Here is a 24,987-nt window from a genome sequence, read left to right as displayed (position 1 = left end):
CAACAGTTTTCGCGCGCGATCGAACGGGAGTTCGACCGGCATTGCCAAGGCCATGAACCCGGCCGAATGTGAAAATGACTGTGGCAGAGACTGATCGATCATGGCGCACGGTATGACCGTAACTTGCCGTAATGGCCTTGACCCCCAAATTGCCCGAGCAGGGATTTCACTGGATGGTGTTAGTACCCCACAGGGCGTGCGCGACGCTATTGATTGCCCTGGACAACCTACACGAGAACGTATTTGATCCGTCTATCAGAGATTTCGGAGTTAACGAAGACACCGAGACTTACCGTTGGATGGGGACAGGTAGCGCGCGCATTGCGGGAGTGAGTGTTCCATGGTGAATGAGAACCAGTTCGTACCCCACATCACGCTGGCCGCCGCCGCGGACTGCGCCAACGGTACCTTCGCGGTGTGTGGCGACGAGGGCCGTGTGCTGTGGTTCGGCCCCTTCCTCGACAGCGATGCCGATCACCCGCACGGTAATCGACGCGCCGGAGCCATGGCCGCGGCCGCGCGGGCGGTCTGGCTGGCGGGCCGGGTCCGCGCCGACGCCGGCCACAACGAGGCGACCCTCCATCTGACCATCACCGAGCCCGATGTGGACGCGGTCACACTGGCCTGCGCCGCGTCGATTTCGGGGCTGGCGCTGGATGTGATGGTGGCAGAGGATAATCCGGCGCTGGATTGGTGCCGGGTCTTCGGCAAACTCGACTGGAACCCGGGCGCACTGGTCAGCCTGGTCGAAGACGGCGACGACGCCGCCGCGCGGGAGAACTGCGCGCTGCGTTCGATTACCGCTCCGACACAACTCAACACCGACTCGAGGGAGACGATTGCCATGATCCGCACTTCGCGTGCCACCAAGCCGCCGATCGATCCTGACGTTGAACTGCGCGCCGCACTGGAAGCGTTGCTGCTGCACGATGCCGTGGGACTGGATGTTCGTATGCGGCACGCGATCGCTGCCATCGTTCACCTCGCGGTCGATACGCCGCACGGGCCGCCGGAGGACGCCGAGGAGTTTCTCGGCCGCCTCGACGCGGCCTGGTTGATCGCCGCGTGGGCGGGCCATGATACCGAAATGTCGCTCATCGCAACGCTTGCCGCCGGTGACGTACCCGCCATGTCGTGGTGTGAGTTGATGTTCACCACGGCGCTGGCGCCGTGGTCGACCGGTACCGTCGCGGTGCAGGCACGGCGGATCTTCGCGTCGGTGCAGCCGGGCAACCTTGCCGCGGTCCGCCCACCGATCGGCATCTCCGGCTCCTGAGCGGAAAGCCGCGGCCTGTTCGAGGGGGTGGATATTTTCGCGCGCAGAATGGTGGTGGAAGATGTGTACCCCGATACGCCACTATTGCGTTTGGGTGCGTAATACGAAATAGGCCGCCGGCCCCGCTATGCGGAACCGGCGGCCCATTTACACAAGATTTGGATCAGTTGTCGCCGATCAGCTCAGGTCTGATCGGTTATGACCGCCGCTGCTGGTCAGGGCGGCGATCGTTGTCCTCGCGCTGACGACGTTCGTTCGGCGGTACCCCTTGCTCCTGGCGCTGCTGTTGCTGCTGCCTCGGCATCTGCTTGGGCATTTTCTTAGGCGTCTTCTTCGACTTTTCAGCCATCTCCACTCGGTCCTTTCCGGAGGATTAGTTTTCGCCTAACCATCACACAGTAGCGAGCATGCATCATTCGGGGAAGAGGAAAATTGTAATCGCCGATTGTGCGGGGCAATTACGGCTGGGAACAGGCGAAAAATAGTTTCCGGATCAGGTGGGGAGGGGTAGAAATTCGACCGGATCACCGTCGATGGCGTCGGCCGGGACGATGACCAGGCCGTCGCGGTCGATGAGGCCGCCCAGATGGGCGGTTCGGATGTGTGGGTCGCCGTCCCAGCCGCCGGTGGGGGCGATGCGTGCGGGCACGACGCGCGGGACCGGACCGGCGATATCGGTGGCGTTGTGCAGAGGGCCGTACAGCGGCCGATGCGGGGTGCTGCCGGTGCGTCCGTTGACGATGGCCGGTACGAGTGTCATCAGGACGGCGATGGCGGCGTAGGGGTTGCCGGGCAGGCCGAGGACAACGGCGCCGGTAGTGAGTTCGGCGACCACCGTGGAACCGCCCGGGCGTAGTCGCAAGCGGTGTACCAGGATTCGGGCGTCCGCGCGTGCCAGGGCGCCACGCAGTTGGTCGGCGGCGCCACCGCCGGTAGCTCCGACAACGACCAGCAAATCGCAATGTGTTGCGGCGGAAAGGACTTCGTCGAAACCATTGGGAGTGTCGCGGAGGTGGAAACGGTCGGTCGTGTGAATTCCATACCTGGACAACATGTCCGGCAGGATCGGACCAATCGAATCGCGGGTCTGCCCCATCCGCAGTGGCCCCGCACTGCGGATTTCGTCGCCGGTCATGACAATGCGCGCCCGCACGGGCCCGCGCACCAAGCCGTCGTTCACTTCGACGCTGGCCGCGGCCGATATCAGGGTCGCATCGACCGGGGTGCCCACCGGCGCGATGAGATCGCCTGCGTCGCGGTCCTCGCCGCGACGGCGGATGTCCTCGCGCAGTGGGGTGCCGGGCAGGCGATGCAGCGTCTCGGCCTCTTCGATTCGCGCGAATTCGTCGCGGACGACGCTGGTCGTGCCATCGGGGACATGCGCGCCGGTAGCGATACGCACCGCCTCACCGGTCAGCAACCCGACCGGCCGCGCTCCACCCGCGAACCCGATATCGCGCCGCACCCGCCACGGACCCGGACCCGCCACGGCATATCCGTCCATCGCGGATACATCGAACCGAGGTAGTGGGCCCGCCGCCTCGAGCGTGGCGGCGAGCGCGGCGCCCGGTACCGAGCGGAGTTCGGCTCGGTACCGAGTGAGCCGGGAGATGTTCGTCCGCAGCACCTGTCGAGCGTCGTCCAGGGCGAGCACGGGGTGATCTCGGGATGCGAGACGCTCGATGGCGGCCGCGGTTGCTGAGGGCGGTCGCTCCGAAGGTATTGTGCCCGAAGAAATTTCGGATGACAGTCGATCGCTCACGGCGGCTTGCGCCAGCCGGACCTGCTCCTCGGTATCGCAATCGGCGATCCCCGCCATCGTGACCGTCGCGCTATCGGTCGGTATCAACGCCTTCATCGGTTGATTGACCGGTGAACCCAGCGCCGCCAGTGCCGCGGCGAGTGCGGCGCGGCGCCACACCCCGACCAGATACTGTGGCCGCCCCGACTTGTCGGCCGCGAACACCGCGTCCGCACCGGATTCGGTCGCGTACCGGATCAATTCGGCGACCATCGCGTCGGTAAGGAACGGCATATCCGCGGCGAGCACCACCACCAGCGGCGCGGTGTCGGTCCCGAGCGCCCGTAGTCCCGTGCCGAGCGCCGCCACCGGGCCCGAACCGGGTGGTACCTCCCGAACCTGTCGCACCAGTGGATCCAGCTCTGTTCGATGCGGCCCGACGACCACGGTGCGGCCACAACGGGCGACGGCAGCGAGGGCCGCGTCCAGCATGGAACGCCCGCCGATGACGATGGCGGGTTTATCGACACCGCCCATACGGCTGGCGCGTCCGCCCGCGAGGATGATCGCGTCGGCGGCCGTCACCGGCGAGGGCCCGGAGCGAGGGACAACATGGCCGACATGCTAATTCGTCGGCGCCCCGTAGCCGCCGACGTGGCCACGTCGATCACACGGCGGAGAAGTCGGCGGCCGGCCGGAGCAGGCAGAATTCATTGGTCTCGGGATCGGCGAGCATCTGCCCGGGCGCGCCACCGCCGCCCGGTGCGTCGAGCGGTACCGCGCCGGCCGCCCGCAGCCGAGCCACCTCGTCGGCCTGGCGTTCGGCGGGGAAGGACGCCAGGTCCAGATGGAGCCGATTGCGCCCGGCCTTCACCTCGGGGGTACGGACGAACTCCAACCAGGAGCCGACGCCCGTCGCCGAGCGCAGTCCGGCCATTCGCGCACCGACGTGCTCCACCGGCCACCCGGACGCGGCGGACCAGAATTCGGCCAGCCGCACCGGGTCGCGGGTATCGACCACGATCGCCGCGACCGCGCCGGTGTCCACGTACTCCTCCCGTGGCTCCAGCACACAGAACTCGTTGTCCTCCGGATCGGCGAGCACCACCCACGACACCGCCCCCTGCCCGATATCGATGCGTCGCGCGCCGAGCGAAAGCGCGCGATCCACCTGCACCTGCTGATGGTCGATGGAGCGACTGGCGAGGTCGAGATGGATACGGTTCTTGCCGGCCTTCGCGCGTGTCGCGGGAAGGAAGGCGAGGGCGAGTTCGTGACCGTCGGGATCGGGTGCCGCCACATCGACCTCATCGGGTCTGTCTACGGTGACGCCCCAGCCCAGCAGCTCGGCCCAGAAGTTCGCGACGGACCGGGGCCGGTCCGTATCGAACACGACACACGCCAGGCGGGTGGACATGACTCAACGGTAACCGCCGAACGTGGGCGGCGGGGCCGGATTTGCGTGAGGGTGGTCGCTCGGTGTGTCGGGGAACCGAAACCGGGCCGCACGCAGGTCGACTCGCCCGTCGTGGATCGGCACCCGCTCAGCCGCCAGCAGCCGCAACTGTCGGTCGGCAAGATGCGTGGCAGGCCGCCCGCCGGCCCCGATCACTCGATGCCAGGGCAGATCCGCGGAGTCCGTTCGCATGATCCAGCCGACCGTGCGCGGCGTCGAAAGTCCGGCGGCGGCCGCGATGTCACCGTAGGTGGCAACCTGGCCGGGCGGGATCGTGGCGACGAGTTCGCGGACCCGCTCGATCTGGTCGTCGGTGGTGGCCATCGAGACTCAGAGCACCGATCGAATGAGCGCGGCGGTTTCCGCGGGACGCGCCTGGGCGACCATGTGCTCGCAGTCCCACTCGAGTAGGGTCAGATTGTCACCGAGACGCTCGGTCAGCGCCACCCGGAACTCCGGCGTCACGAACGGCGGCCGCACCTTCATAGCCTGAACCAGCACCGTCGGCAGCTCCTTGGGGGGCAGCCGATAGGGACGGGCCAGCTGGCCCCAGTAGGAGTTGATGGCGGGCAGGCTGACCCGCCAGCCCACGCGGCCATCGGTGATAGGCATCAGATGCTCGGTGAGTTCGGCGTCGACCAGACGCGGTTCCACCTCACCCCAACCGGTCGCCACCTTGTCTCGGCGTGCGTGCTCGGAGCTCTCGTAGTCCGGCGAGGCGAGGCTCGACAGCGCGATATCCATCAGCAGCTCCGGTTCCAGCGCGATCGCCGAGTCGAGCAACACAAGTTTCCGCACCAAGTGCGGGTGGCTATCGACAAGATGCAGTGCACACGCGCCGCCGAAGGAGTGCGCGACCACCACCACGGGCTCGTCGGTCTCGGCGGTGAGAAGCTCGACCAGATCCTGCACGATGGTTTCGAAATTCCATGGCGGCAATGCGGTCGAACGGCCGTGTCCTCGCAGGTCGGGGGCGATTATTCGAACATCGGGCAGATGCTCGGTGGCGAGGGCTTCCCAGCGTTTACCGTGGCCGGTTACACCGTGCAGGGCCAGCACGATCGGTCCGGTGGGGGGACCGAAGTGATAGACATTGAGGGGGGACACGGATCCAGTTTGACGGGTATCGAAACTCGTCGCAGTGCGCAGCGGCGCGGCGAGTGTCGGACGCGTCTGTTGCAATAGCCCGCGTGGTGCGATCGGATAGCGCGGTGCGACTTGTTCGCCGAAATGTGGCGGCACCCCGGCCTCGGGTCTGGGGTGCCGATGTCCGCGCGCTGTTCGATGCCCAGGCCGCCCACGGCCCGCTCCGCCCCGGATGGCGGCCGTGGCAGGTGCTCGGCGGGCCGGGCACGGGCAAAACGACACTGTTGATCGAGCTGGCCGCCGAGCGAATCAGCGCGGGAGCCGATCCGGAATCGGTGCTGGTGCTGACCCATTCCAAGCAGGCCGCCGGTGCGTTGCGCGATGCCGTCACCGCGCGGCTGACCGGGCGCGGCGACCTCGAATCCGGGGTGCCCGGTGCCACCAGAGAGCCGCTCGTGCGCACCCTGCACTCCTACGCTTTCTCGGTGTTGCGGCGACACGCCACCGCGCACGGCAACCCGCCGCCGCGTTTGCTGACCGGTGCCGAACAGGATGCGGTGCTGCGCGAGATGCTGCGCGGCGACCTGCTCGATATCGCGGCGGGGGCGACTGGTCTGTGGCCGCAGCGGTTGCAGCCCGCGCTGGCGCTCGGCGGGTTCGCCGAACAGTTGCGCGACCTCATGTTGCGCGCCACCGAACGCGGCCTCGGCCCCGAGGATCTGGCGCGGCTCGGCCGCGAGAACGCGCGACCGGAATGGGTGGCCGCAGGCAGGTTCGCGATGCGCTACGAGCAGGCGATGCTGTTGCGCTGGTCGGTGGGGGTCGAGGCGCCCGAGGCTACCGCGCCCGCCCTGGATGCTGCCGAACTCATCGGCGCGGCGCTGGACGCATTGGCAGGCGATGCGAATCTCCTTGCCGAGGAACGATCCCGGATCAGGTATCTGCTGGCCGATGACGCTCAGCACCTCGATCCGCAGGCCGCGTTACTGGTGCGGGTGATCGGCGCCGCCGCACGCACTGCGGTGGTGGCGGGTGATCCGGATCAGGGCATCTTCACCTTCCGCGGTGCCGACGCACGGTTTGTCGCCGATCTCGACGTGCCCGATGGGCAGCGAATCATCCTGCGCGAGAATCACCGATCGGGTGGTCAGGTGCAGGCGGCCGTCGCTCGGGTCGCGGCCAAGTTACCCGGCAGTGCGCCGCAACGGTTTCCGCTGCCGGATCACGCGACGGAACCGGGTCTCGACGGCACCGAGGTGCGGGTGCGAGTGCTGGCCACCCCGGCCAAGGAAGCCGCGCTGATCGCCGACCATTTGCGCCGGGCCCATCTCACCTCAGGTGTGCCGTGGTCGCGGATGGCGGTGATCGTGCGCTCTATCCCGTTGTCGCTGGCGCCGCTGCGCCGCGCCCTGCTCGCGGCCGGTGTGCCGGTCCAGCAGCCCGCGCTCGACGCGCCGCTGGCGCGCCGCCGTGGCGCGGCCTGGATGCTGCTCGCGTTGCGGGCTGTCCTCGCCGGTGAGCGGGCGAACCGGGGGGCACGCGGCGGGGAGGATGCCATGTTCTCCGCCGAGGACGCCATGGATCTGCTCGCGGGCCCGCTCGGTGGCGCCGACCAGATCACCCTGCGCCGACTGCGGCGCGGGATCAGGCGCAGCGTGCTGGAGGCCGCAAGCGCGCGGCAGATGAGCTCAGTGCCCGATATCGACGAGGCCGAATGGGGCACCGCCGAACCTCGTGACATCACCGATATCGAGGCAGGTGAGCCGAGGACCGAATACGACCCGGTCGATCAGGGCGGATATGCCCCCGAGCGGGCCGCCGACGATGCCGATTGGTACGGCGTCGAACCCGAGTGGGATATTCGCGACTCCGAATGGCCAGGCGCGAATCCCGAACCTGAAATCGCGGACGGAGACGACGGCTCTGAACGCGACCAACCCGAAACTGGATGGGTGGCAGGCGAATCGGATGCGAATACCGTTGCAGCGCAATCGGATAACGCCGAGCGGGGAGTCGGTAAGCCGGCCTCCGGGCCCGGTGACGGTGCGGCCGAATGGCGCACCAACGTCGACCGGTCTTCGGCGGAGATGCTGCGCGATGTGCTGATCGGTCAGGCCGACAGTCGAATTCTGGAGCGGCTCACCGAGGTCGAGGCCGCGCCGTTGCGCCGCGTGCTCGCCGCACTGGATCGCGCTGTCAAGGCCCGCCGCCGCGGTGCCGGCCTGGAGGATGTGCTGTGGGCGCTGTGGACCGGGTCGCGGCTGGAGCGGCGCTGGGTCGCGCAGTCCGAGCGTGGCGGTGCGGTCGGTATGCAGGCCGATCGAGATCTCGACGCGGCCGTCGGTTTGTTCGACACGGCCGCCGCCTATGTGGACCGGCTGCCACGCGCGAGCATCGAAGGGTTTGTCGAATATCTTCTCCAGCAGGAGATTCCGCACGACAGCCGCGCGCTGACCGCGCCGGGCGAGGCGGTCGCGCTGCTCAGCGCACACGCGTCGGCGGGCCGCGAATGGGATGTGGTCGCGGTCGCGGCCGTGCAGGAGGGTATCTGGCCGAATCCGCGGCCACGCGGGACGCTGCTGGGCAACGAGGACCTGGTCGACCTCACTGCGGGCATTGTCGACGCGGGGGAGCGGGTGAGTCGGGCCGCGCCCATCCTAGCCGAGGAGCGCAGGCTGCTGCTGGTCGCGTGTAGCCGGGCCAGGCAATCGTTGCTGGTCACCGCCGTCGAATCGGTCTCGGGCGAACGCGATCTCGTGCCTTCGCGTTTCCTCGCCGAACTCCTCGGCCACGACGACGACAGCGAACTCGGCGCGCTGCCGGTCGCCGATCCCGGCCGGGCGCTCGTCATGCATTCGCTCGTCGCCGAACTGCGCGGCGTGGTCTGCGATTTCGACGCCGATCCGCAACGCCGCCGCCGCGCCGCGCATCAGCTGGCCCGGCTCGCGGATGCGGGGGTTCCCGGCACTCACCCCGAAGACTGGTACGGCACTGCGGATCTCAGCTCGCGGCGCTCGCTGTGGGAAGAGGATGAGGCCGCCGTCGCGCTGTCACCGTCGACGGTGGAGTTGCTGCGCACCTGCCCGCTGCGGTGGGCGCTGGAACGGCACGGCGGCACCGACGGCGACAATCCGCACGCCGTCAAGGGCAATCTGGTGCATACGTTGGTGCAGGCCCTAGCCGGGAAGGTGCCCGAGGCGCAGGTGCGGGCCACGCTCGACAAGGCATGGCAGGCTGTCGATCCCGGTACCGGCTGGCACTCGCGTCAGGAATTGCGCCGCACCGAGGCCATGCTGGAGACGTTCATGGCTTGGGTCCGCAATACCCGTGGCGAACTCACCCAGGCGGGTGTCGAGATTCCGGTCGACTGCGTGCTACCGGCGCGCACGGAAGATGAACGGCCGGTACGGATTCGGGGGCGCATCGACCGTCTGGAACGCGATGCTCTCGGTCGTTTCGTCATCGTCGATGTGAAAACCGGAAAGTCACCCATCACCAAGCAGGCCGCCGTCGACCATCCCCAACTGGCGACCTACCAGGTCGCTGCCGCGCTGGGCGCGCTGGACGCGTCGCTGGGCGAGTCCGTCGGCGATGCGAGTGCGGGGCATGCCTCAGCCGAATCCGATGGTGCTGCGGGAGAATCGAGCGTGCCGAATATCGAGACCCGCCGCGCGACAGTCGAATCCTGGGCCCTTGGCGATGCTACAGGCGAATCAGGTGGTGTGGCGAGTGATTCCGGTGTGGTTGCGGGGAGTGAGTTCGATGGCGCGGTAGGCGAAGTGGGTGCCGGTTTGAGCGAACCCGGTGGGGCTCGGCTGGTGTATGTCGCTAAGCCGAGTAGTAAGGAGGGGGCTACCCAGCGGATGCAGCCGCCGCTGGACGCAGCGGCGCTCGATAAGTGGCGCGGCACAATTCACGATGCGGCGGCGGCAACTCAGGGGCCGAGCTACCTCGCGATGCGCAACGATGGCTGCAGGCATTGCGCTGTGGCGGGTAGCTGCCCGGTCCAGGACACCGGAAGGCAGGTGACCGACGAGTGACACAGCCTCGGGTGACGCCCTACCGGCTGGCCGAGGCGCTCGGGCTGCCGCCGCCCACCGACGAGCAGGCCGCGGTGATCGCGGCCGCGCCGGGACCGACCCTGGTGGTGGCCGGTGCGGGCGCGGGTAAAACCGAGACCATGGCCGCCCGTGTGGTGTGGATGGTGGCCAATCGGCTCGTGCTGCCCGACGCGGTGCTCGGTCTCACATTCACCCGAAAAGCAGCCCAACAGTTGACCTCTCGCATCCGCACTCGATTGGCACGGCTGGCGGGTTCGCCATTGCTGCGCGAACTCGACGCGTCGGGGGAGCTGCGGGCGCAATTGGCCGGTGCGGAACCCGAGATCAGCACCTACCACTCCTACGCGGGCAGGCTGCTCACCGAGCACGGCCTGCTGCTGCCGGTGGAACCCTCGGCGACATTGCTCACCGAAACTCAGCTGTGGCAATTGGCGCACCAGGTCGTGCGAAATTGGGACGGCGACCTGGACACCGATCGCACCCCCGTCTCGGTCACCGAGGCCGTGCTCGCGCTCTCCGGGCAGCTCGCCGAACATCTCGTCGAGCCTGAGCAACTCGCCGAGGCACACACCGAACTGGAGAAGCTGGTCCACACCCTGCCCGCGGGCCCGCGCCAGCGCGGCGGGCCGAGTCAAGCCCTGCTGAATATTGTTGCCGCTCAAAGTGAACGCGTCGCTTTGCTGCCATTGGTCAATCAGCTCGCGCAAGCACTGCGCCGACGTGGCGCCCTGGATTTCGGTGCTCAGATGTCGCTGGCCGCCCGTCTCGCCGCAGAACACGCCGAGGTCGCGGCCGCTGAAAGAGCCCGCTTTCGTCTCGTGCTGCTCGACGAATATCAGGACACCGGCCACGCCCAGCGCGTGCTGCTTTCCGCGCTGTTCGGCGGCATCTCATCCGGTCAGCAGTGGTTGGCGGTTACCGCGGTAGGTGATCCGATGCAGTCGATCTACGGCTGGCGCGGTGCTTCGGCCGCGAACCTGCCCCGCTTCGCTACCGACTTTCCCAGTGCCCCCGGGGTGCCCGCGCCGACCCTGCCGTTGCTGACCAGTTGGCGCAACCCGCCGGAGGCGCTCGCACTGGCGAACCTGGTGGCGGACCCATTGCGGCGCAAGGCCATCGATGGTGATGGCGTTACGGTGGACGCACTGCGTGCGAAACCCGAGGCGGAGCCGGGCATAGTCGCGCTGGCGCTGACCGAAACTGTTGCAGACGAACGAGATTGGGTCGCAGGCCGGATCGCCGCCGAATGGGCGCTGCGATACGAGGCGCGGCAGCCGCCACCGACCTCGGCTGTGCTGGTGCGCCGTAACGCCGATGCCGCCCCTCTTGCGGAAGCTCTTCGAGAACAAGGACTTCCGGTGGAGATCGTCGGCCTCGGCGGGCTGCTCGCGACACCCGAGGTCGCGGATATAGTCGCCACGCTGCGGTTGATCGCGGAACCCGGCGCGGGCAGCGCGGCGATGCGCGTGCTTACCGGCGCCCGCTGGCGCATCGGTGTCGCCGATATCGCGGCGCTCGCGCGGCGGGCCCGTGACCTGTCGATCAGCCGATTGAACAACGGCGATGCGAACGAGATAACCGATACTGCCGCGCTGGCCGCCGCGCTGCGCGAGGTTGCGCCGGAGCCGGCCGAACAGGCGGGCCTGGCCGACGCGATTGCCGATCCCGGTCCGCGCGAACAGTATTCGGATGTGGGTCGCGCACGGATCGTCGCGTTGGGCAAGGAGCTCGCCGCATTGCGGGAACGCAGTGGGCAGCCGCTTACCGAACTGGTCGCCGACGTGGAGCGCACCATCGGAGTCGGGGTGGAGACCCAGGCTCGCCGGGCGATGGCGGGTGCCGGTGCGGGCCGCGAACATCTCGACGCTTTCGCCGAGGTAGTGGCCGGGTATGCGAGCGATTCGGGGGCATCGCTCGGCGGGCTGCTCGCCTTCCTTGCTGCAGCCGAGGCGGTCGAGAACGGCCTGGAACCGGGTGAGGTCGAGGTGGCACGCGACCGGGTGCAGGTGCTGACTGTGCACGCCGCGAAGGGCTTGGAATGGGAAATCGTGGCGGTGCCGCACGTGACTCGCGGTGTATTCCCCTCGGGGGCCGCGTCGGGCAGTTGGCTGGGCGCGCTAGCCGAATTGCCGACGACCCTGCGCGGCGATCGCCGAACCGATGACGCGGCGGAAGGCGTTCCCGTTCTCGACCTTTCGGACCTTTATGACCGCGCCGACCTCGAGCGGGCGATCAAGGCGCACAAGGAAGCGCTGGATCGTCGCCGCCTTGATGAGGATCGCCGCCTCTTCTATGTCGCGCTCACCAGAACCGAACGCGTTCTTCTCGTTTCGGCACACCACTGGGCCGAAACCGGCGCCTCCCCCAAGGGGCCCTCCGATTTCCTGCTCGAACTCAAAAATGCCAGCGAATCCTCCGATAGTCCCGCCTTCGGCGCGGTCGATATCGACCGCTGGGACGAGCCGCCCGCCGTCGAGGCCGTCAACCCCTTCACCGACAACCCAGCTACCGCGCGCTGGCCACGCGACCCGCTCGGCAACCGTCGCGACCCCATCGAACAGGGTGCCGCCCTCGTGCGCGCCGCCCTCGCGGAGCTATCCGCTCCACGAGCCGCCAAAGGTCGCAAGGTTCGCGACAGTGCCCGCGCCCCAGACGATTTCGCGCAACTGCGCTTGGTTGACGAGTCCGACGACATAACAGGGATAGTAGGCGCCCCCTCCGACAAGTCGGCTTCACCGAACACCCCCGGCCAGCAACCTGCCACCCCGCACGCCACCGCCGCTCCGGTGAACCTCGTCGCTGCCGACCTCCCTGCCGCCACCGACTTCGACGCCGCTGGCCCCGGCCGTGACGCCGACGCCGACGCCGACCTCGAACCAGACCCTGCTGCCGACGACCCCGACGGGTGGGCCGCAGACGTCGATGCCCTGCTTGCCGAATATGAAGCGGCCCAAGCGATTGCGCAGGTGGTCGAGCTACCGGGCCAGATCGCCGCGACCGCGCTGGTGGAGTTGCGCGCCGACCCCGCCAGGCTCGCTGCCCGGCTACGCCGTCCACTGCCGTTCCCGCCGAATCCCATGGCGCGGCGCGGAACTGCCTTCCACGCCTGGGTGCAGCGCTGGTTCGCCGCTGATCGCCTGCTCGGCTTCGATGAACTGCCCGGTGCCGCCGACAACGAATTCGCCGACGCCAGTGCTGATGCCGAGCTGACGAAGATGCAGAACGCCTTCCTCAACTCGCCGTGGGCGCACCGCAGTCCGCTCGAGGTGGAGATCCCCTTCGAAACCTCCATCGCGGGAACCGTCATTCGCGGTCGCATGGACGCGGTGTTCGCCGAACCGGGCGGCGGCTGGGTCGTGGTGGATTGGAAGACCGGTGCCGAACCGAGCGCCGCCGAACAACCGGCTGTCGCCACCCAGTTGGCCGTATACCGGCTGGCCTGGGCCAGGCTGATGGCCGCCCGCGAGGGCGGCTCCGAACAGGAGATGCTCGAACGTATCAGTGCCGCATTCCATTACGTGCGATCCGGGCGCACCGTCGCGCCTGCCGAACTGCCCGGTCCCACCGAACTCGCCGAGCTGATCAGGACTGCCGCGCCTGTCGGCTCACCTTCAGCGACTGAGTGATCAGCGGAATCTGCATAGGCAGCCGCAGCACCGTCGCGATCTTCATCAGCTGTGAGGAGCAAGAGCATTGTCTGCCATACCTCAGCCTCGCATTTGCCGACTGATCGCTTCGTGACCGGGCGGTGCCGCGCGCAGCGGGTAGGCTCGCGTGCTGTGCCGGAGGGACAAGCCAGGCCGGCGGCCGCGAACTCGGTGAGGAACAGGGAGGGTGAGTCCGGTGCTGGGTGATTTCGGCGACCGCGCGAGTGGCGGGGTATCCGGCCGACCGGATTACGCGCTGGTCGGGCTGCTGCGCATTCCCGAAGCCCAGATCAGTCCTTGGATTTCGCTATACCGCCGGGTGGCGTTCGCGATCGCGCTGCTGTTCAGCGCGGCGTTGGTGGTGTACCTCGGCCGGAGTGGGTACCACGACAATTCCGGCGACGAGCTGTCGTTCCTGGACGCGTTCTATTACGCGACCGTGTCGCTGTCCACCACCGGATACGGCGACATCTCACCGGTAACCCCCGAGGCGCGGCTGGCCAACATCATCATCATTACCCCGCTGCGGGTTCTGTTCCTCATCGTGCTCGTCGGAACCACACTCGGGGTGCTGACCGAACGATCCCGGCAGGTATTCAAGATTCAGCGTTGGAGGCGCAGCGTGCGTAATCACACCGTGGTCGTCGGATATGGCACGAAGGGCCGCACCGCGATCGACGCCATGCTCGGTGACGGCGTGCAACCCGGCGATATCGTCGTAGTCGATACCGATGCCGTCGCGTTGGAGGCGGCCGGAAGCGCCGGGCTGGTGACAGTACAGGGTTCGGCGACCCAGTCCGATGTGCTGCGGTTGGCAGGCGCGCAGAACGCGGCGTCGATGGTGGTCGCCACCAACCGCGACGACACCGCGGTCCTCGTCACCCTCACCGCTCGCGAAATCAACAAGGCCGCGAAGATCGTCGTCGCCATTCGCGAGGCGGAAAACACTCATCTGCTGCGCCAATCCGGCGCGGACTCGGTGGTGGTGTCTTCGGAGACCGCGGGACGGCTGCTCGGCATCGCGACCACCACCCCGTCGGTGGTGGAAATGATGGAAGACCTGCTGACCCCCGAACAAGGCTTCGCGATCGCCGAGCGTGAGGTGGAGTCCGCCGAAATCGGTGGCTCACCACGGCATCTCAGTGAAATCGTGCTCGGCGTGGTACGCGGCGACGAGTTGATCCGGGTCGGCGAGCCCGAGGTCGATGCCATAGAAGCGGGCGACAAGCTGCTGTACATCCGTCGCGCCGCCAAGTGAGAAACACCGGCGACACCTGCGCCGGAACTGGCAACGTCGCGGCGCGATAGTCTCGAAGTGTGGCATTTCAGCTCAATGGTGTTCCGTTGCTGTCCCGTTCCGTTGTCGATCGAGCCGAAGTGGTCCGGGCCGACCCGCACGCCCTGAAGGAGGGCTGGGACGAGGCCAAGTTGCTGCGAGTGAATCGGCGGGGGCAGGTTCGTGTCGAGGACGGCGAGCTGGTGCTGGACGCGGCGATTGAGCTGTCCGCGGAGCCGAGCCCGGTGGCCGTCTTCCTCGGAGTCGAGGCGGGCAGCCACCTGTGGGCGGTGCGCGATTCCGAACTCAGCGGCTCGCTGACCGATCTGCGCGCCATGGCCAGTGGGATCGACGATTTCACCGCAAGTCTGCTCAGTACCGCGAATGCCCTGCTGAACTGGCATGACAAGGCGTACTTCAACGGTGCCGATGGCACGCTCACCGTCTCGAGTAAGGGCGGCTGGTCGCGGGTCACCGAATCCGGATACGAAGAGTTTCCGAGGATCGACCCCGCCGTGATCTGCCTTATCCACGACGGTGGCGACCGTGTGTTGCTCGCCCGCCAGCACAGCTGGCCGACGACACTGTTCTCGCTGCTCGCCGGATTCGTCGAGGCGGGCGAGTCACTGGAACGGTGTGTCGAACGTGAGATGCTCGAGGAGGTCGGGCTCGCAGTCCGCGATATCAGCTATCTCGGCAGCCAGCCGTGGCCTTTCCCGCGCTCGCTGATGCTCGGTTTCGCCGCCGTCGCCGACCCCGAACAGCCACTTGTTTTTTCCGATGGCGAGATTGCCGAGGCACACTGGTTCACCCGCGACGAGGTGCGCGATGCCCTCGCCGCGGGCGACTGGTCGGCCAAGTCTGACAACAAGCGGTCTGACAACAAGCGGTCCGACAAGCCCTTGCTGCTGCCGGGCTCTATCTCCATCGCCCGCACCATCGTCGAATCCTGGGCCGCCATCGATTGACGGCACCGATCCGGTGCCGTTTGGTATCAGGCGCTCAATGCCTGCTTGACGGTGGCCAGCGACGGGTTGGTCGCGGTGGAGCCGTCAGCGAATTTCACGGTCGGCACCACATGGTTACCGCCGTTCACACTGCCGACGAACTCGGCGGATGCCGGATCTTGTTCGATGTCGATCTCGACATAGGTGATACCGGCCTCGTCCAGTTGGGTCTTGAGCCTGCGGCAGTATCCGCACCAGGTGGTCGAGTACATCGTCAGGTCAGGCGTTGCATCAGTCACGGATCGTGCAACGCTCAACCACCTGATCCTGTTCCGCCGGCTCGGCACCGAGGCTTGCGCAGCGAGGCCGAGCTGGATCTCACCAGCGTGCCGAACTGGGGGATGGTGCCGCGCCGCGGACTGATAGAGCTCACCCCACCGTCCACGCGAGCAGCACCACCTCCACGCCGAACAACCGAGTACCACACGCACTACGCGGCCTCGGCGGCTTGTTGTCTGCGCCGGTGTGTCGCCTGGTAGTGCGCCGTTTCTACAGTTCGGTGGCCACGTCGCCACCATCGGCGGGCGTCGGCCTGTCGGTCGGCGCTGTCATGATGGAGCCCGTGCCAGCACTCGACCTCGCCGCCTTGGACCCGGAGCAGGCCGCCGCCGTGCGCGCGCCGCGAGGGCCGGTGTGTGTGCTCGCCGGTGCGGGCACCGGCAAGACCAGGACCATTACCCATCGCATCGCGCACCTGGTCTCGGCCGGACATGTGAAGGCCGATCAGGTCCTCGCGGTGACCTTCACCGCACGCGCGGCGGGGGAGATGCGCGGGCGCCTGCGGGCGCTAGGTCTCGGCGGCGAGGCGAATCAGGTACAGGCGCGTACTTTCCACGCGGCCGCGCTGCGCCAGCTCAAGTACTTCTGGCCACAGGTGGTCGGGGATGTGCCGTGGCAGTTGATCGATCGCAAGTTCCCGATCGTGGCGCAGGCCGCGAGCAAGGCGGGGCTATCCTCCGCCACCGAAAGCGTTCGCGACCTACTCAGCGAGATCGAATGGGCGAAAGCATCGCTCATCGCCCCCGAGGACTATCCCGCCGCGGCGGCCAAGCATCACCGCGAGCCACCCTACGACGCGGCCAGGGTCGTCGAGGTCTACCTCGGCTACGAGGCGCTCAAGACCTCGCATGAGGGGCTGCTGCTCGACTTCGACGATCTGCTGCTGCACACCGCGGCGGCGCTGGAGGACTATCCGTCGGTGGCCGACGAATTCCGTGGCCGCTACCGAAGTTTCGTCGTCGACGAATACCAGGACGTCACCCCATTGCAGCAACGGGTGCTCGACGCCTGGCTCGGTGATCGCGACGATCTCACCGTGGTGGGCGACGCGAATCAGACGATCTACTCCTTCACCGGCGCCACCCCCGGCTACCTGCTGGATTTTTCCCGGCGCTTCCCCGAGGCGACAGTGATCCGGCTCGAGCGCGACTATCGATCCACCCCACAGGTGGTGTCGCTGGCCAATCGCGTGATCGGAGCCGCACGCGGTCGCATCGCCGGTACCCGGCTGCAATTGATCGGTCAGCGTGCCGACGGCCCCGAACCGGTATTCGCCGAGTACGACGACGGCCCCGCCGAAGCGGCGGCGGTGGCGCGATTCATCAAGCGGCGGATCGATTCCGGCATGCCCGCCGCCGAGATCGCGGTGTTGTACCGGATCAATGCCCAGTCGGAAGCCTATGAACAGGCGCTGACCGAACTGGGTATTCCATATCAGCTGCGCGGCGGCGAAGGCTTCTTTGTCCGCCCCGAAGTCAGGCAGGCCGTGCAGGCGCTACGCCAGGTCGCCGCGCGCGATGATCTGCCCGACCAGGCACGCGGCGGCAGCGCCCTGGTGAACCTGGTCCGGGCCGCGCTCGGACCACTCGGGCTCACCGCCACCGAACCGGCGGGTGCGCAGGCGCGCGAGCGGTGGTCATCGCTGGTCGCGTTGGTGCGATTGACCGAGGAACTCCTCGCGCACGACGAGAACCTCGAGCTGTCCGGTCTGCTGCACGAACTACGCACCCGTGCGGAGGCCAGGCACCCACCGACCGTGCAGGGGGTGACCCTCGCGTCCCTGCACGCGGCCAAGGGGCTCGAGTGGGACGCGGTCTTTCTGGTCGGTCTCGCGGATGGCACCCTGCCGATCGCGCATGTGCTCGGCGATGACGGGGCCGTCGCCGACCAGGCCGCGCTGGAAGAGGAACGCCGTCTGCTCTACGTGGGTGTGACCAGGGCACGTGAATACCTGCAGTTGTCGTGGGCGCTGGCCCGCAATGAGGGCAGTAGGCGGACCCGGCGACGCTCGCGATTCCTCAACGGCCTCGTCCCCGATGACTCGCCGGCCTCGCGGATCGCGGCGCCGGCGGCCGGGAAAACGGCCAATGGAGTTCGCCCGACCTGCCGGGTCTGCGCCAAACCATTGATCGGTACCTACGCCACCATGCTCGGCCGCTGCCGCCGCTGCCCGGCCGAACTCGACTACGAACTCCTGACCGCGCTCAAGGAATGGCGCGCGGAGAAGGCGGAGGCGATGGAGGTCAGGGAGTTCGTCGTCTTCACCGACACCACGCTCACCGCGATCGCCGAGCAACTGCCCACGGGTGACGGTGCGCTGGCGGCGATTCCGGGGATCGGCTCGAAGAAGCTCGACCAGTACGGGGCGGATGTACTCGCGATAGTGGCGTCCCGGATGCGGTCAAGCCCACAAAACCGCAGGTAGAAAATAGGTTGTCGGTTCGGCCGCCATTGCATATGGTTGGAATCACGCACCGGGAGGTCATCCTGGCGCGCACAGTTAACGACAAACAACGAGTAGTGGAGGGAGGCAGACGAAATGGACAACATCATGAACTTCAGTTCAGCTGGCGTTGCGGTCAACGGACCGGCCATGTCGGCCTCCCGGGGGATCCTCGGCTTGCAGGGGATCGGTCTGTCCGGCGTGGGTGTTTTCGGTGAGCAGCCGCAATTCACGCACATGCATTCCCCGATTTGCATTCTCGCGCAGGACAAGCCCAGCGGGGGCTGGCACCCGGTAGCCGCAGCAGCGGCCACCGGCGCAGACGCAATTGACGCCGGATACGCACCGGCGGAACTGCGGGCAGCACGCCTCCACAACGCACACCCAGCGACCGTGATCAGGACTCGGCAGAGATGTCGAACTAGGTAGGGAACACTTCCAGACCTCCTGGCCACGGATCGCCCGAAGCGAAACCGTGGCCAGTATTTTTTCCCGGCCCTTCAGCCGGACTGCACCGGTTTCGCAGTACGACAAACGAACCGCTGCAAACGAGCTGAAGGAGAACGACGTGTTCACCGCAGAGAGCTGGCCACAAGCCACTACTGACGTGACATGCCGAACCGTGGCACTGCCTACCCGCATTCGGGAGGTAACGAAGGTACTGCCTTGCCGAGCCGGAGACCCCGATCTCTGGTTCGCCGAGAGTCCGGTCCAGTTGGAACAGGCCAAGGCGCTATGCGAGTCGTGCCCCATCCGTAAAGGCTGCCTGAGCGCAGCCATGGATCGGGGCGAGCCTTGGGGTGTCTGGGGCGGTGAAATCTTCGACCAGGGCGTCGTGATCGCCCGCAAACGCCCGCGTGGACGCCCGCGCAAGGTCGCGGTCTCGGCGTGAGTGAGCGAGAAATCGCCGCCGCGCCGGGGCTCGCGCCTGCCCTCCCTCCGGTCGCTGAGGCCTCACCCGTTGCCTGTTGCCGGGCCGGGGCCCTCGAACGAGAAAGCAGAAGAGCCGCTCACCTCGAGATCAGGTGGGCGGCTCTTTTGCGTTCAGCGTGGTTGTTCAGCGTGGTTTATGCGGCGATCGCCGTGCACATCCTGTTCACCGCGCGCCTGTACGGAACTCGAAGCAGGGCGACGGCCTCAGCTCGCGGAACGTTCCTCCTGAAAGCCGGGCATCCACGTCTTCACCAACTGCATGAACGGCAGTTCCGCATCGAGCTGAGCCAGGATGCCGACCGAGCCGCCGAGTACCCGGAAGATCATCACGTATTGGGCCGGCAGTTGCAGTGCTCGCGCGGTCTTCATCTCCGCGCTACCGAGATCAGACGCCTTGCCCGCGACCCGCTGCATCCATTTGCGGGTGAAGTGGAAGGAATCGGTCCGGATCGGGTCGGTGAACGGGCGCAGGTAGTCGGCGATCTCCTGGTCGGTCACGGTGCGGCCGGGGATCACCCAGCCGTGGTCGTACAGCAATTGGGTGAGTTCGTCGAACTGTTCCTCGACCGCGAGCGCCAGCATCTGGCCGAGTGCATCGGGGAATCCGTCCGGCATCGGCGCGCAGGCGCCGAAATCGATGACGGCCAGTTTGCCGTCGGGCAGCATCATGAAATTGCCCGGATGCGGATCGACGTGTAGCAGCCCGACGGTCTCGGGCGAGGAGAAATGGAACTTGCCCATCAGGGCGGCGACCCGATTGCGCATCGCCGCGGTGCCGTCGGGGTCCGCGTCGCCCAGGGCGATGATCGCCGAAACCGGGGTGCCCTCGAGCCACTCGGTGACGATCACCTTCGGCGCACTGGCCACCACCTTGGGGACCACGATCTCCGGATGCCCATCGAATCCCTTCGCGAACGCCCGCTGGTTGGTCGCCTCGTTGCGGTAGTCGAGTTCTTCCTCGGTCCGTTCGGTAATCTCGGCGAGGATCGGCTTCATATCCGCGCCCGGAATCACGGACGCGAACAGGCCCGTCATTCGCGATAGCGTCTTGAGATCCGCACGCAGTGCCTCGTCGGCGCCGGGGTACTGCACCTTCACCGCGACGACCCGGCCGTCCGACCAGATGGCCTTGTGCACTTGGCCGATGCTGGCCGAGGCGGCGGGCACGTCGTCGAAGCTCTGAAACCGCTGCCGCCACTGTGTGCCGAGTTGCTGGTCGAGGACGCGGTGCACGGTCTCGGCCGGCATCGGCGGCGCCGCCGCCTGCAGTTTTGTCAGCGCCTCGCGATAGTGTTCGCCGAACTCCTCCGGAACCGCGGCCTCCATCACACTGAGCGCCTGCCCGAACTTCATCGCACCGCCCTTGAGCTCGCCGAGCACGGTGAACAATTGTTCGGCGGCCTTCTGGTTCAAATGGGCGTTGATCTCGGTCTTGTCGCCACCCGCCAGCTTCTTGCCGAACCCGACGGCGGCGCGACCGGCGATCCCCAACGGAATCTTGGCTAACTTGGCATTGCGGGATGAGCGACGACGCACAATCTCAGACACGTACACATCATGGCGGACGAACCTGTGGATATGCCATCGCAGTCTGATGTCTTCCTCAGCGGAGTGTGAGAATCGTCGCCGATCAAGCCTGCGGACCGGCCGAGATTTCCTGGCAGCCACACGCGGCGTGCGGCGGCCAATCCCGTCGTTCGATCAGGTGCGAGGCGAGATCGAGCTCCAGGGTCGTGCCAAATGTCGCGGGTGGACGCTCCGGTACGCGGGCGATTATCGCCTCGAGTTCGCCGAGTACCAGCGCCGTCGTGGCTGCGATGCCCGCGGGCGAGGCATGCCCGACCCGGCCGAGGAGTTGGGCCGCGAGCAGTGGCCAATCCGCGTCGTGTTCGTATCGGATGAGGTCCGCGCAACGCAGGCAACTGGTCACACCGGGCACGACCAGCGGCCCGACGACGCCGCGATCGTCGCGAATGCGGACCTGCAGGTGCGGCATCCGATGTAGAACCAGATCATTGGCCAGGCGCGGATCGGTGATCAGCGAATCGGTGAGTATCACCAGATCGGTGCGCCAGCCCGCCACGGTGGTGTCCGGTCCGTAGCCGCGTGAGCGGCTCGGGCGCAGGCCGAGTCCGGGCAGGCCCGCGGACACCGCGTCGGCGAGCGGGCCGAGCCCGTGCACCCGGACTGAACGGATTCGTCCGGTGGGATCGTTCGGGTGCATGAGCAGTCCGGCGCCGTCGATCTCCATCAGCAGCGCCAGCGCCCGCTCCGATGCGATGCCGTACTCCTCGGCCCGCCAGATGAGCTGCGGTCTGGTCTGGGATCCGTTCAGCAGGCGCAGAAAGGCGAGAACCGTATCGGCATCCAACTCGCCCGGATGTAGCAGCAGGGCGCGTTCGGGATCCCAGCCGAGCTGGACAACACCGGAGGGCCGCACCAGGACGGTCACCCGTGGATGCAGCATCGGACCGTGCACGCGGGTCGTCTTTGTCATGGCCAGCAGTATGGCGACAACGGTGCGCCTGTCCGGTCGCGAATCCTGTAGTTATCCACAGGTATTCGCGACTACCAACAGGACAATCTCAGGACGCGCCGCTGTCCTTACCGAGGTCGGGACCGGCCCCGTCCTCCGGCGCCGAATCGGACTTTTCACGCAGTGCCGCATCGCGTTCGCGCGCTTCGGTTTCCGCGAGCTGAGCTAGTGGATCATCGAATTGGGTTGTGCCGCCGCCGATTACCGAATCGATGAAGCCGGCGGGGGAGTCCAGATCATCGGAATCCGGCAACAGATCCGGGTGCGCCCACACGCCGTCACGCATTTCCAGGCCCGCGTCGGTGGTCAGGCGCCGCCACAATGCCGCCGCCTCGCGCAGTTTGCGTGGCCGCAGTTCCAACCCGACCAGCGTCGCGAAGGTCTGTTCGGCGGGGCCGCCGGTGGCGCGGCGCCTGCGCAGGGTCTCGGCGAGCGCGCCCGCACCGGGCAGGCGATCGCCGACAGCGTCGGTGACGACGACCTGGACCCAGCCCTCGATCAGCGCGAGCAGGGTCTCCAGTCGTTCGAGGGCCTGCTTCTGTTCCGGGGTGGTCTGCGGTTCGAAGGCGCCCTGCGACAGGATCTCCTCGAGCTTCGAAGGATCGGTCAACGCCGTGGGGTCGAGCCCCTGCGCGGCCTGCTCGATCGAAGAGAAGTCCATCTTGATTCCGCGCGCGTAGTCCTCGACGGCTCCGAGGACCTGCTGGCGCAGCCACGGGACATGCGCGAACAGTCGCTGGTGCGCGGCCTCGCGTGCGGCGAGGAACACCAGGATCTCGCTCTCGGGCTGCTCGAGCCCGGCGCTGAACTCCGAAATGGCCGCGGGCAGCAGTGCCGCGGTACCGCTCGGCCCCAGAGGCAGACCGATATCGGTGGAGGTCAGCACCTCCTTGGCCAGCTGGCCGAGCGCCTGACCCAGTTGCGATCCGAACGCGAGTCCGCCCATCTGACCGAGCATCCCGACCATCGGGCCCGCGAATTCCTTTGCCTCCTCGGGCAATTGCGCGGTCCACATGCCGGAGATCTGCTCGGCCACCGGGTCGCACAGCCGCTTCCAGGTCGGCAGCGTCTCCTCGATCCAATCATTGGCCGTCCAGGCCACCGCCTTGGTCGCGCCCGCGGGCAGTGTGGTCGCACCGTCGAGCCACAGTTCGGCCAGGTGCGCGGCATCGGTCACGGCGCTGGTCGCGCCAGGGGTCAGCGGGGTAATGGTCGACCCGAGCTGCTGGCGGGCCAGTCGCTTGGCCACGTCGTAGTTCACCGGACCCGCCTGCGCCGAGCCGGGCTGTCCCATACCGCTGAGCATCTGCCCGAGCGAGGTCAGCATCTGACCGAGCTGCGCCGGATCGAAACCAGCGGCACCTGCTCCGCCGAAGCCGAACGGATTGTTCGCACCCGAACCGCCGGGCTCGTCGCCGCGGTTGCGGTCGTCGTCATCGCGGTTCGAGAATCCGAAGGGGAGGTCAGCCATACCCCTTACGTTACGCGTTTGGCATAGGGGCCTTGTGTTCGCGCGGCGCGAAATCGGTGGACGCGCGAACGGCGCGATTGCGTGCCTGTGCTGCCTACTCGGGGGGTACATCACTACTGTGGTCGAGGTGAATCGTCGGATCCTCACCCTCGTGGCCGCTTTGATCCCCGTGCTCGTGCTCGGCGCTGCCGGCAGTGTATTCACTGTGCCGTTCGTCGCACTCGGACCGGGACCCACGTTCAATACCCTCGGCGAGGTCGAAGGCAAGCAGGTCGTCGACGTGCGGGGTGCGGCGCTCGATCCGACGACCGGCCACCTGAATATGACCACTGTTTCGGTACGCGACGGCCTCAATATCTTCGAGGCTTTCGGGTTTTGGGTCAGCGGCGAGCACGGTTTGGTCCCGAGGGCCGAGGTATACCCGCCCGGGGTGCCGCGCGAGGAAATCGACAAGTCCAATCAGCAGGACTTCAAGGACTCCGAGGGCAATGCCGAGGTTGCCGCGCTGCATTTCCTGAACCTGCCGACGGTGGTGCTGGTGCACAACGTCGCTGACGAAGGCCCGGCCAGGGACGTGCTTGCCGCAGGTGACGAATTGGTCAGTATCAACGGCGCCCCGGTCGCCGCACCCAAGGATGTGGTCACGGCGGTGTCCGCGTCGCCGCCGGGCAGCCAGATCCACGTGGTCTACCGCCGCGACAACAGCGAGCAGGCCGCCGACATCACTCTCGCCGCCCGCCCCGACGACCCCAACAAAGGCTATCTTGGCCTGACCCCAACCGAGGGCGCACGCCCGCCGATGGCGGTGACCTTCAACCTGGCCGATATCGGTGGCCCGTCCGCCGGTCTGATGTTCAGTCTCGCGCTGATCGACAAGCTCTCACCCGGTGAACTCAATGGCGGTAAGTTCGTCGCGGGCACCGGGACCATCGACCAGGACGGCAAGGTCGGTCCGATCGGTGGCATCCAATACAAGATGATGGCCGCGCGCGACGCGGGCGCGGAAACCTTCATGGTCCCCGCCGCCAATTGCAACGAGGCCAAGCAGCGCACCCCCGACGGCCTGCACCTGGTGAAGGTCGAAAACCTCGACGACGCCGTGCGATCGCTCGGCGACATCAATGCGGGCAGGTCGACCGTCGGCTGCGGCTGAGCGAGGCTAGTCGAGGGGGTCGGATTCGAAGGTGTGGTGTAACGCGTCGATGACGTTGGGCGCCAGGTTCGGATAGGTGCGTAGGTCCAGGTCACCGAATTCGTCGGCATCGTCCTCTGGGCGCACCTGTAGTAGCGCAAGCGACGTGCCCGCGCGCAGCACCGCCGCGAAAAGCCGTGCCTCGCGGCGCTCCGGGTGCGCCTCGGCCGCGGCTCGAGCCGCGGCGTCGGCGGCGTCGTGGTCGGCCAACAGTGGGGCGAGCGCGTCATCGAGGGTGCTCTCGGCGTCCGGCGGCAGCACCACGATCTCCTGTACGAGCACGCAGCCTTGGACGGCGTCGGGCCAGGTCGTGGTCGCGAGAAACTCGTCGAGCGCCATCGATCCGCCGGTGACGTCTTCCGGGAACGACTCCTGGGCGATTGGCGTGAGTTCGTTGCCCTCATCGAGCTGATCGATCAGGCTCGGCTCGGCGGCGACCAGATCCGCGGTGGGTACCAGCGCGAACATCTGCGGCGGGTTTCCCCAGCCCTCGGCGTCAACGAATTCGGCCACCTCCCGGACGCAACGGGAGAGGATGACTTCGGCATGCAGATCAGCGGTCACGGGGATATCCAACCAAACC

18 protein-coding genes are annotated in these 24,987 nt (G+C 67.2%); 8 read left to right on the top strand and 10 right to left on the bottom strand.

Going from position 1 to position 24,987, the window contains the following annotated elements; genetic code table 11:
- Positions 1 to 340 precede the first annotated feature (340 nt).
- Entirely contained in the window at positions 341 to 1,276 is a 936-nt protein-coding gene (locus LKE06_RS00625) for a hypothetical protein (protein WP_227996221.1), read from the top strand.
- A 196-nt stretch (positions 1,277 to 1,472) separates the two neighbouring features.
- Here the strand turns inward: LKE06_RS00625 and LKE06_RS00620 are convergent, their stop codons facing one another.
- From LKE06_RS00620 to LKE06_RS00600, 5 genes are all read right to left on the bottom strand, one after another.
- Positions 1,473 to 1,625 (bottom strand): hypothetical protein, encoded by a 153-nt coding sequence (locus LKE06_RS00620; RefSeq protein WP_227996220.1) that lies wholly within the window; start codon positions 1,623 to 1,625, stop codon positions 1,473 to 1,475.
- 144 nt (positions 1,626 to 1,769) lie between these two features.
- A complete protein-coding gene (locus LKE06_RS00615; protein WP_227996218.1) occupies positions 1,770 to 3,602 on the bottom strand; it encodes an NTP transferase domain-containing protein in 1,833 nt (610 codons plus the stop codon).
- An 82-nt stretch (positions 3,603 to 3,684) separates the two neighbouring features.
- Positions 3,685 to 4,434 carry a VOC family protein gene (locus tag LKE06_RS00610; RefSeq protein ID WP_227996217.1) on the bottom strand — a complete coding sequence of 250 codons (750 nt, stop codon included), beginning with the start codon at positions 4,432 to 4,434 and terminating at the stop codon, positions 3,685 to 3,687.
- Between the two features lie 3 nt (positions 4,435 to 4,437).
- Complete coding sequence (locus LKE06_RS00605; RefSeq protein WP_227996215.1) at positions 4,438 to 4,797, bottom strand: MGMT family protein; 360 nt, start codon at positions 4,795 to 4,797, stop codon at positions 4,438 to 4,440.
- 6 nt (positions 4,798 to 4,803) lie between these two features.
- A complete protein-coding gene (locus LKE06_RS00600) occupies positions 4,804 to 5,580 on the bottom strand; it encodes an alpha/beta hydrolase (RefSeq protein WP_227996214.1) in 777 nt (258 codons plus the stop codon).
- 104 nt (positions 5,581 to 5,684) lie between these two features.
- Here LKE06_RS00600 and LKE06_RS00595 point away from each other — a divergent pair, with 104 nt between their 5' ends.
- From LKE06_RS00595 to nudC, 4 genes are all read left to right on the top strand, one after another.
- A complete protein-coding gene (locus LKE06_RS00595; protein ID WP_227996212.1) occupies positions 5,685 to 9,599 on the top strand; it encodes an ATP-dependent helicase in 3,915 nt (1,304 codons plus the stop codon).
- The gene (locus LKE06_RS00590) at positions 9,596 to 13,246 is read left to right on the top strand and encodes an ATP-dependent helicase (protein WP_227996210.1); all 3,651 of its coding nucleotides are present in this window, start codon (positions 9,596 to 9,598) and stop codon (positions 13,244 to 13,246) included. Before LKE06_RS00595 ends, LKE06_RS00590 begins: the two co-directional genes overlap by 4 nt.
- A 217-nt stretch (positions 13,247 to 13,463) precedes the next feature.
- The gene (locus LKE06_RS00585; protein ID WP_227999209.1) at positions 13,464 to 14,525 is read left to right on the top strand and encodes a potassium channel family protein; all 1,062 of its coding nucleotides are present in this window, start codon (positions 13,464 to 13,466) and stop codon (positions 14,523 to 14,525) included.
- Between the two features lie 59 nt (positions 14,526 to 14,584).
- Positions 14,585 to 15,511, top strand: coding sequence for an NAD(+) diphosphatase (nudC, locus tag LKE06_RS00580; protein WP_227996208.1), 927 nt, complete (start codon positions 14,585 to 14,587; stop codon positions 15,509 to 15,511).
- 26 nt (positions 15,512 to 15,537) lie between these two features.
- On the opposite strand, the gene LKE06_RS00575 is transcribed toward nudC, so the two are convergent.
- A complete protein-coding gene (locus tag LKE06_RS00575; protein ID WP_227999208.1) occupies positions 15,538 to 15,762 on the bottom strand; it encodes a mycoredoxin in 225 nt (74 codons plus the stop codon).
- Between the two features lie 338 nt (positions 15,763 to 16,100).
- On the opposite strand from LKE06_RS00575, the gene LKE06_RS00570 reads away from it, so the two are divergent.
- On the top strand, positions 16,101 to 18,254 hold the full coding sequence (locus LKE06_RS00570; protein ID WP_227999207.1) for an ATP-dependent DNA helicase UvrD2: 2,154 nt from the start codon (positions 16,101 to 16,103) through the stop codon (positions 18,252 to 18,254).
- Between the two features lie 586 nt (positions 18,255 to 18,840).
- Positions 18,841 to 19,164, top strand: coding sequence for a WhiB family transcriptional regulator (locus tag LKE06_RS00565; RefSeq protein ID WP_372477265.1), 324 nt, complete (start codon positions 18,841 to 18,843; stop codon positions 19,162 to 19,164).
- 245 nt (positions 19,165 to 19,409) lie between these two features.
- Here LKE06_RS00565 and LKE06_RS00560 read toward each other — a convergent pair whose 3' ends face one another.
- The 3 genes from LKE06_RS00560 to LKE06_RS00550 form a co-directional block, all read right to left on the bottom strand.
- Positions 19,410 to 20,753: an ABC1 kinase family protein gene (locus LKE06_RS00560; protein WP_227996206.1), complete on the bottom strand. Its 1,344-nt coding sequence runs from the start codon at positions 20,751 to 20,753 to the stop codon at positions 19,410 to 19,412.
- Between the two features lie 82 nt (positions 20,754 to 20,835).
- On the bottom strand, positions 20,836 to 21,702 hold the full coding sequence (locus LKE06_RS00555) for a hypothetical protein (RefSeq protein ID WP_227996203.1): 867 nt from the start codon (positions 21,700 to 21,702) through the stop codon (positions 20,836 to 20,838).
- An 88-nt stretch (positions 21,703 to 21,790) separates the two neighbouring features.
- Positions 21,791 to 23,212, bottom strand: coding sequence for a zinc-dependent metalloprotease (locus tag LKE06_RS00550; protein ID WP_227996201.1), 1,422 nt, complete (start codon positions 23,210 to 23,212; stop codon positions 21,791 to 21,793).
- 127 nt (positions 23,213 to 23,339) lie between these two features.
- Between LKE06_RS00550 and LKE06_RS00545 the strand changes: the two genes are divergently transcribed.
- Positions 23,340 to 24,365: a YlbL family protein gene (locus tag LKE06_RS00545; protein ID WP_227996200.1), complete on the top strand. Its 1,026-nt coding sequence runs from the start codon at positions 23,340 to 23,342 to the stop codon at positions 24,363 to 24,365.
- A gap of 6 nt (positions 24,366 to 24,371) precedes the next feature.
- Here LKE06_RS00545 and LKE06_RS00540 read toward each other — a convergent pair whose 3' ends face one another.
- Complete coding sequence (locus LKE06_RS00540; protein WP_227996198.1) at positions 24,372 to 24,968, bottom strand: PPA1309 family protein; 597 nt, start codon at positions 24,966 to 24,968, stop codon at positions 24,372 to 24,374.
- Between the last annotated feature and the right edge of the window lie 19 nt (positions 24,969 to 24,987).

Source organism: Nocardia australiensis (assembly GCF_020733705.1).
Lineage (GTDB): Bacteria > Actinomycetota > Actinomycetes > Mycobacteriales > Mycobacteriaceae > Nocardia > Nocardia australiensis.
This window is presented reverse-complemented; position numbering and strand designations above follow the sequence as displayed.

Bases quoted from the DNA above. Each gene is read 5' to 3' on its own strand.
- LKE06_RS00625 (WP_227996221.1), top strand. From the start codon at position 341: ATGGTGAATGAGAACCAGTTCGTACCCCACATCACGCTGGCCGCCGCC.
- LKE06_RS00570 (WP_227999207.1), top strand. From the start codon at position 16,101: ATGATGGAGCCCGTGCCAGCACTCGACCTCGCCGCCTTGGACCCGGAG.
- LKE06_RS00605 (WP_227996215.1), bottom strand. From the start codon at position 4,797: ATGGCCACCACCGACGACCAGATCGAGCGGGTCCGCGAACTCGTCGCC.
- LKE06_RS00610 (WP_227996217.1), bottom strand. From the start codon at position 4,434: ATGTCCACCCGCCTGGCGTGTGTCGTGTTCGATACGGACCGGCCCCGG.
- LKE06_RS00575 (WP_227999208.1), bottom strand. From the start codon at position 15,762: ATGTACTCGACCACCTGGTGCGGATACTGCCGCAGGCTCAAGACCCAA.
- LKE06_RS00555 (WP_227996203.1), bottom strand. From the start codon at position 21,702: ATGACAAAGACGACCCGCGTGCACGGTCCGATGCTGCATCCACGGGTG.
- LKE06_RS00620 (WP_227996220.1), bottom strand. From the start codon at position 1,625: ATGGCTGAAAAGTCGAAGAAGACGCCTAAGAAAATGCCCAAGCAGATG.
- LKE06_RS00550 (WP_227996201.1), bottom strand. From the start codon at position 23,212: ATGGCTGACCTCCCCTTCGGATTCTCGAACCGCGATGACGACGACCGC.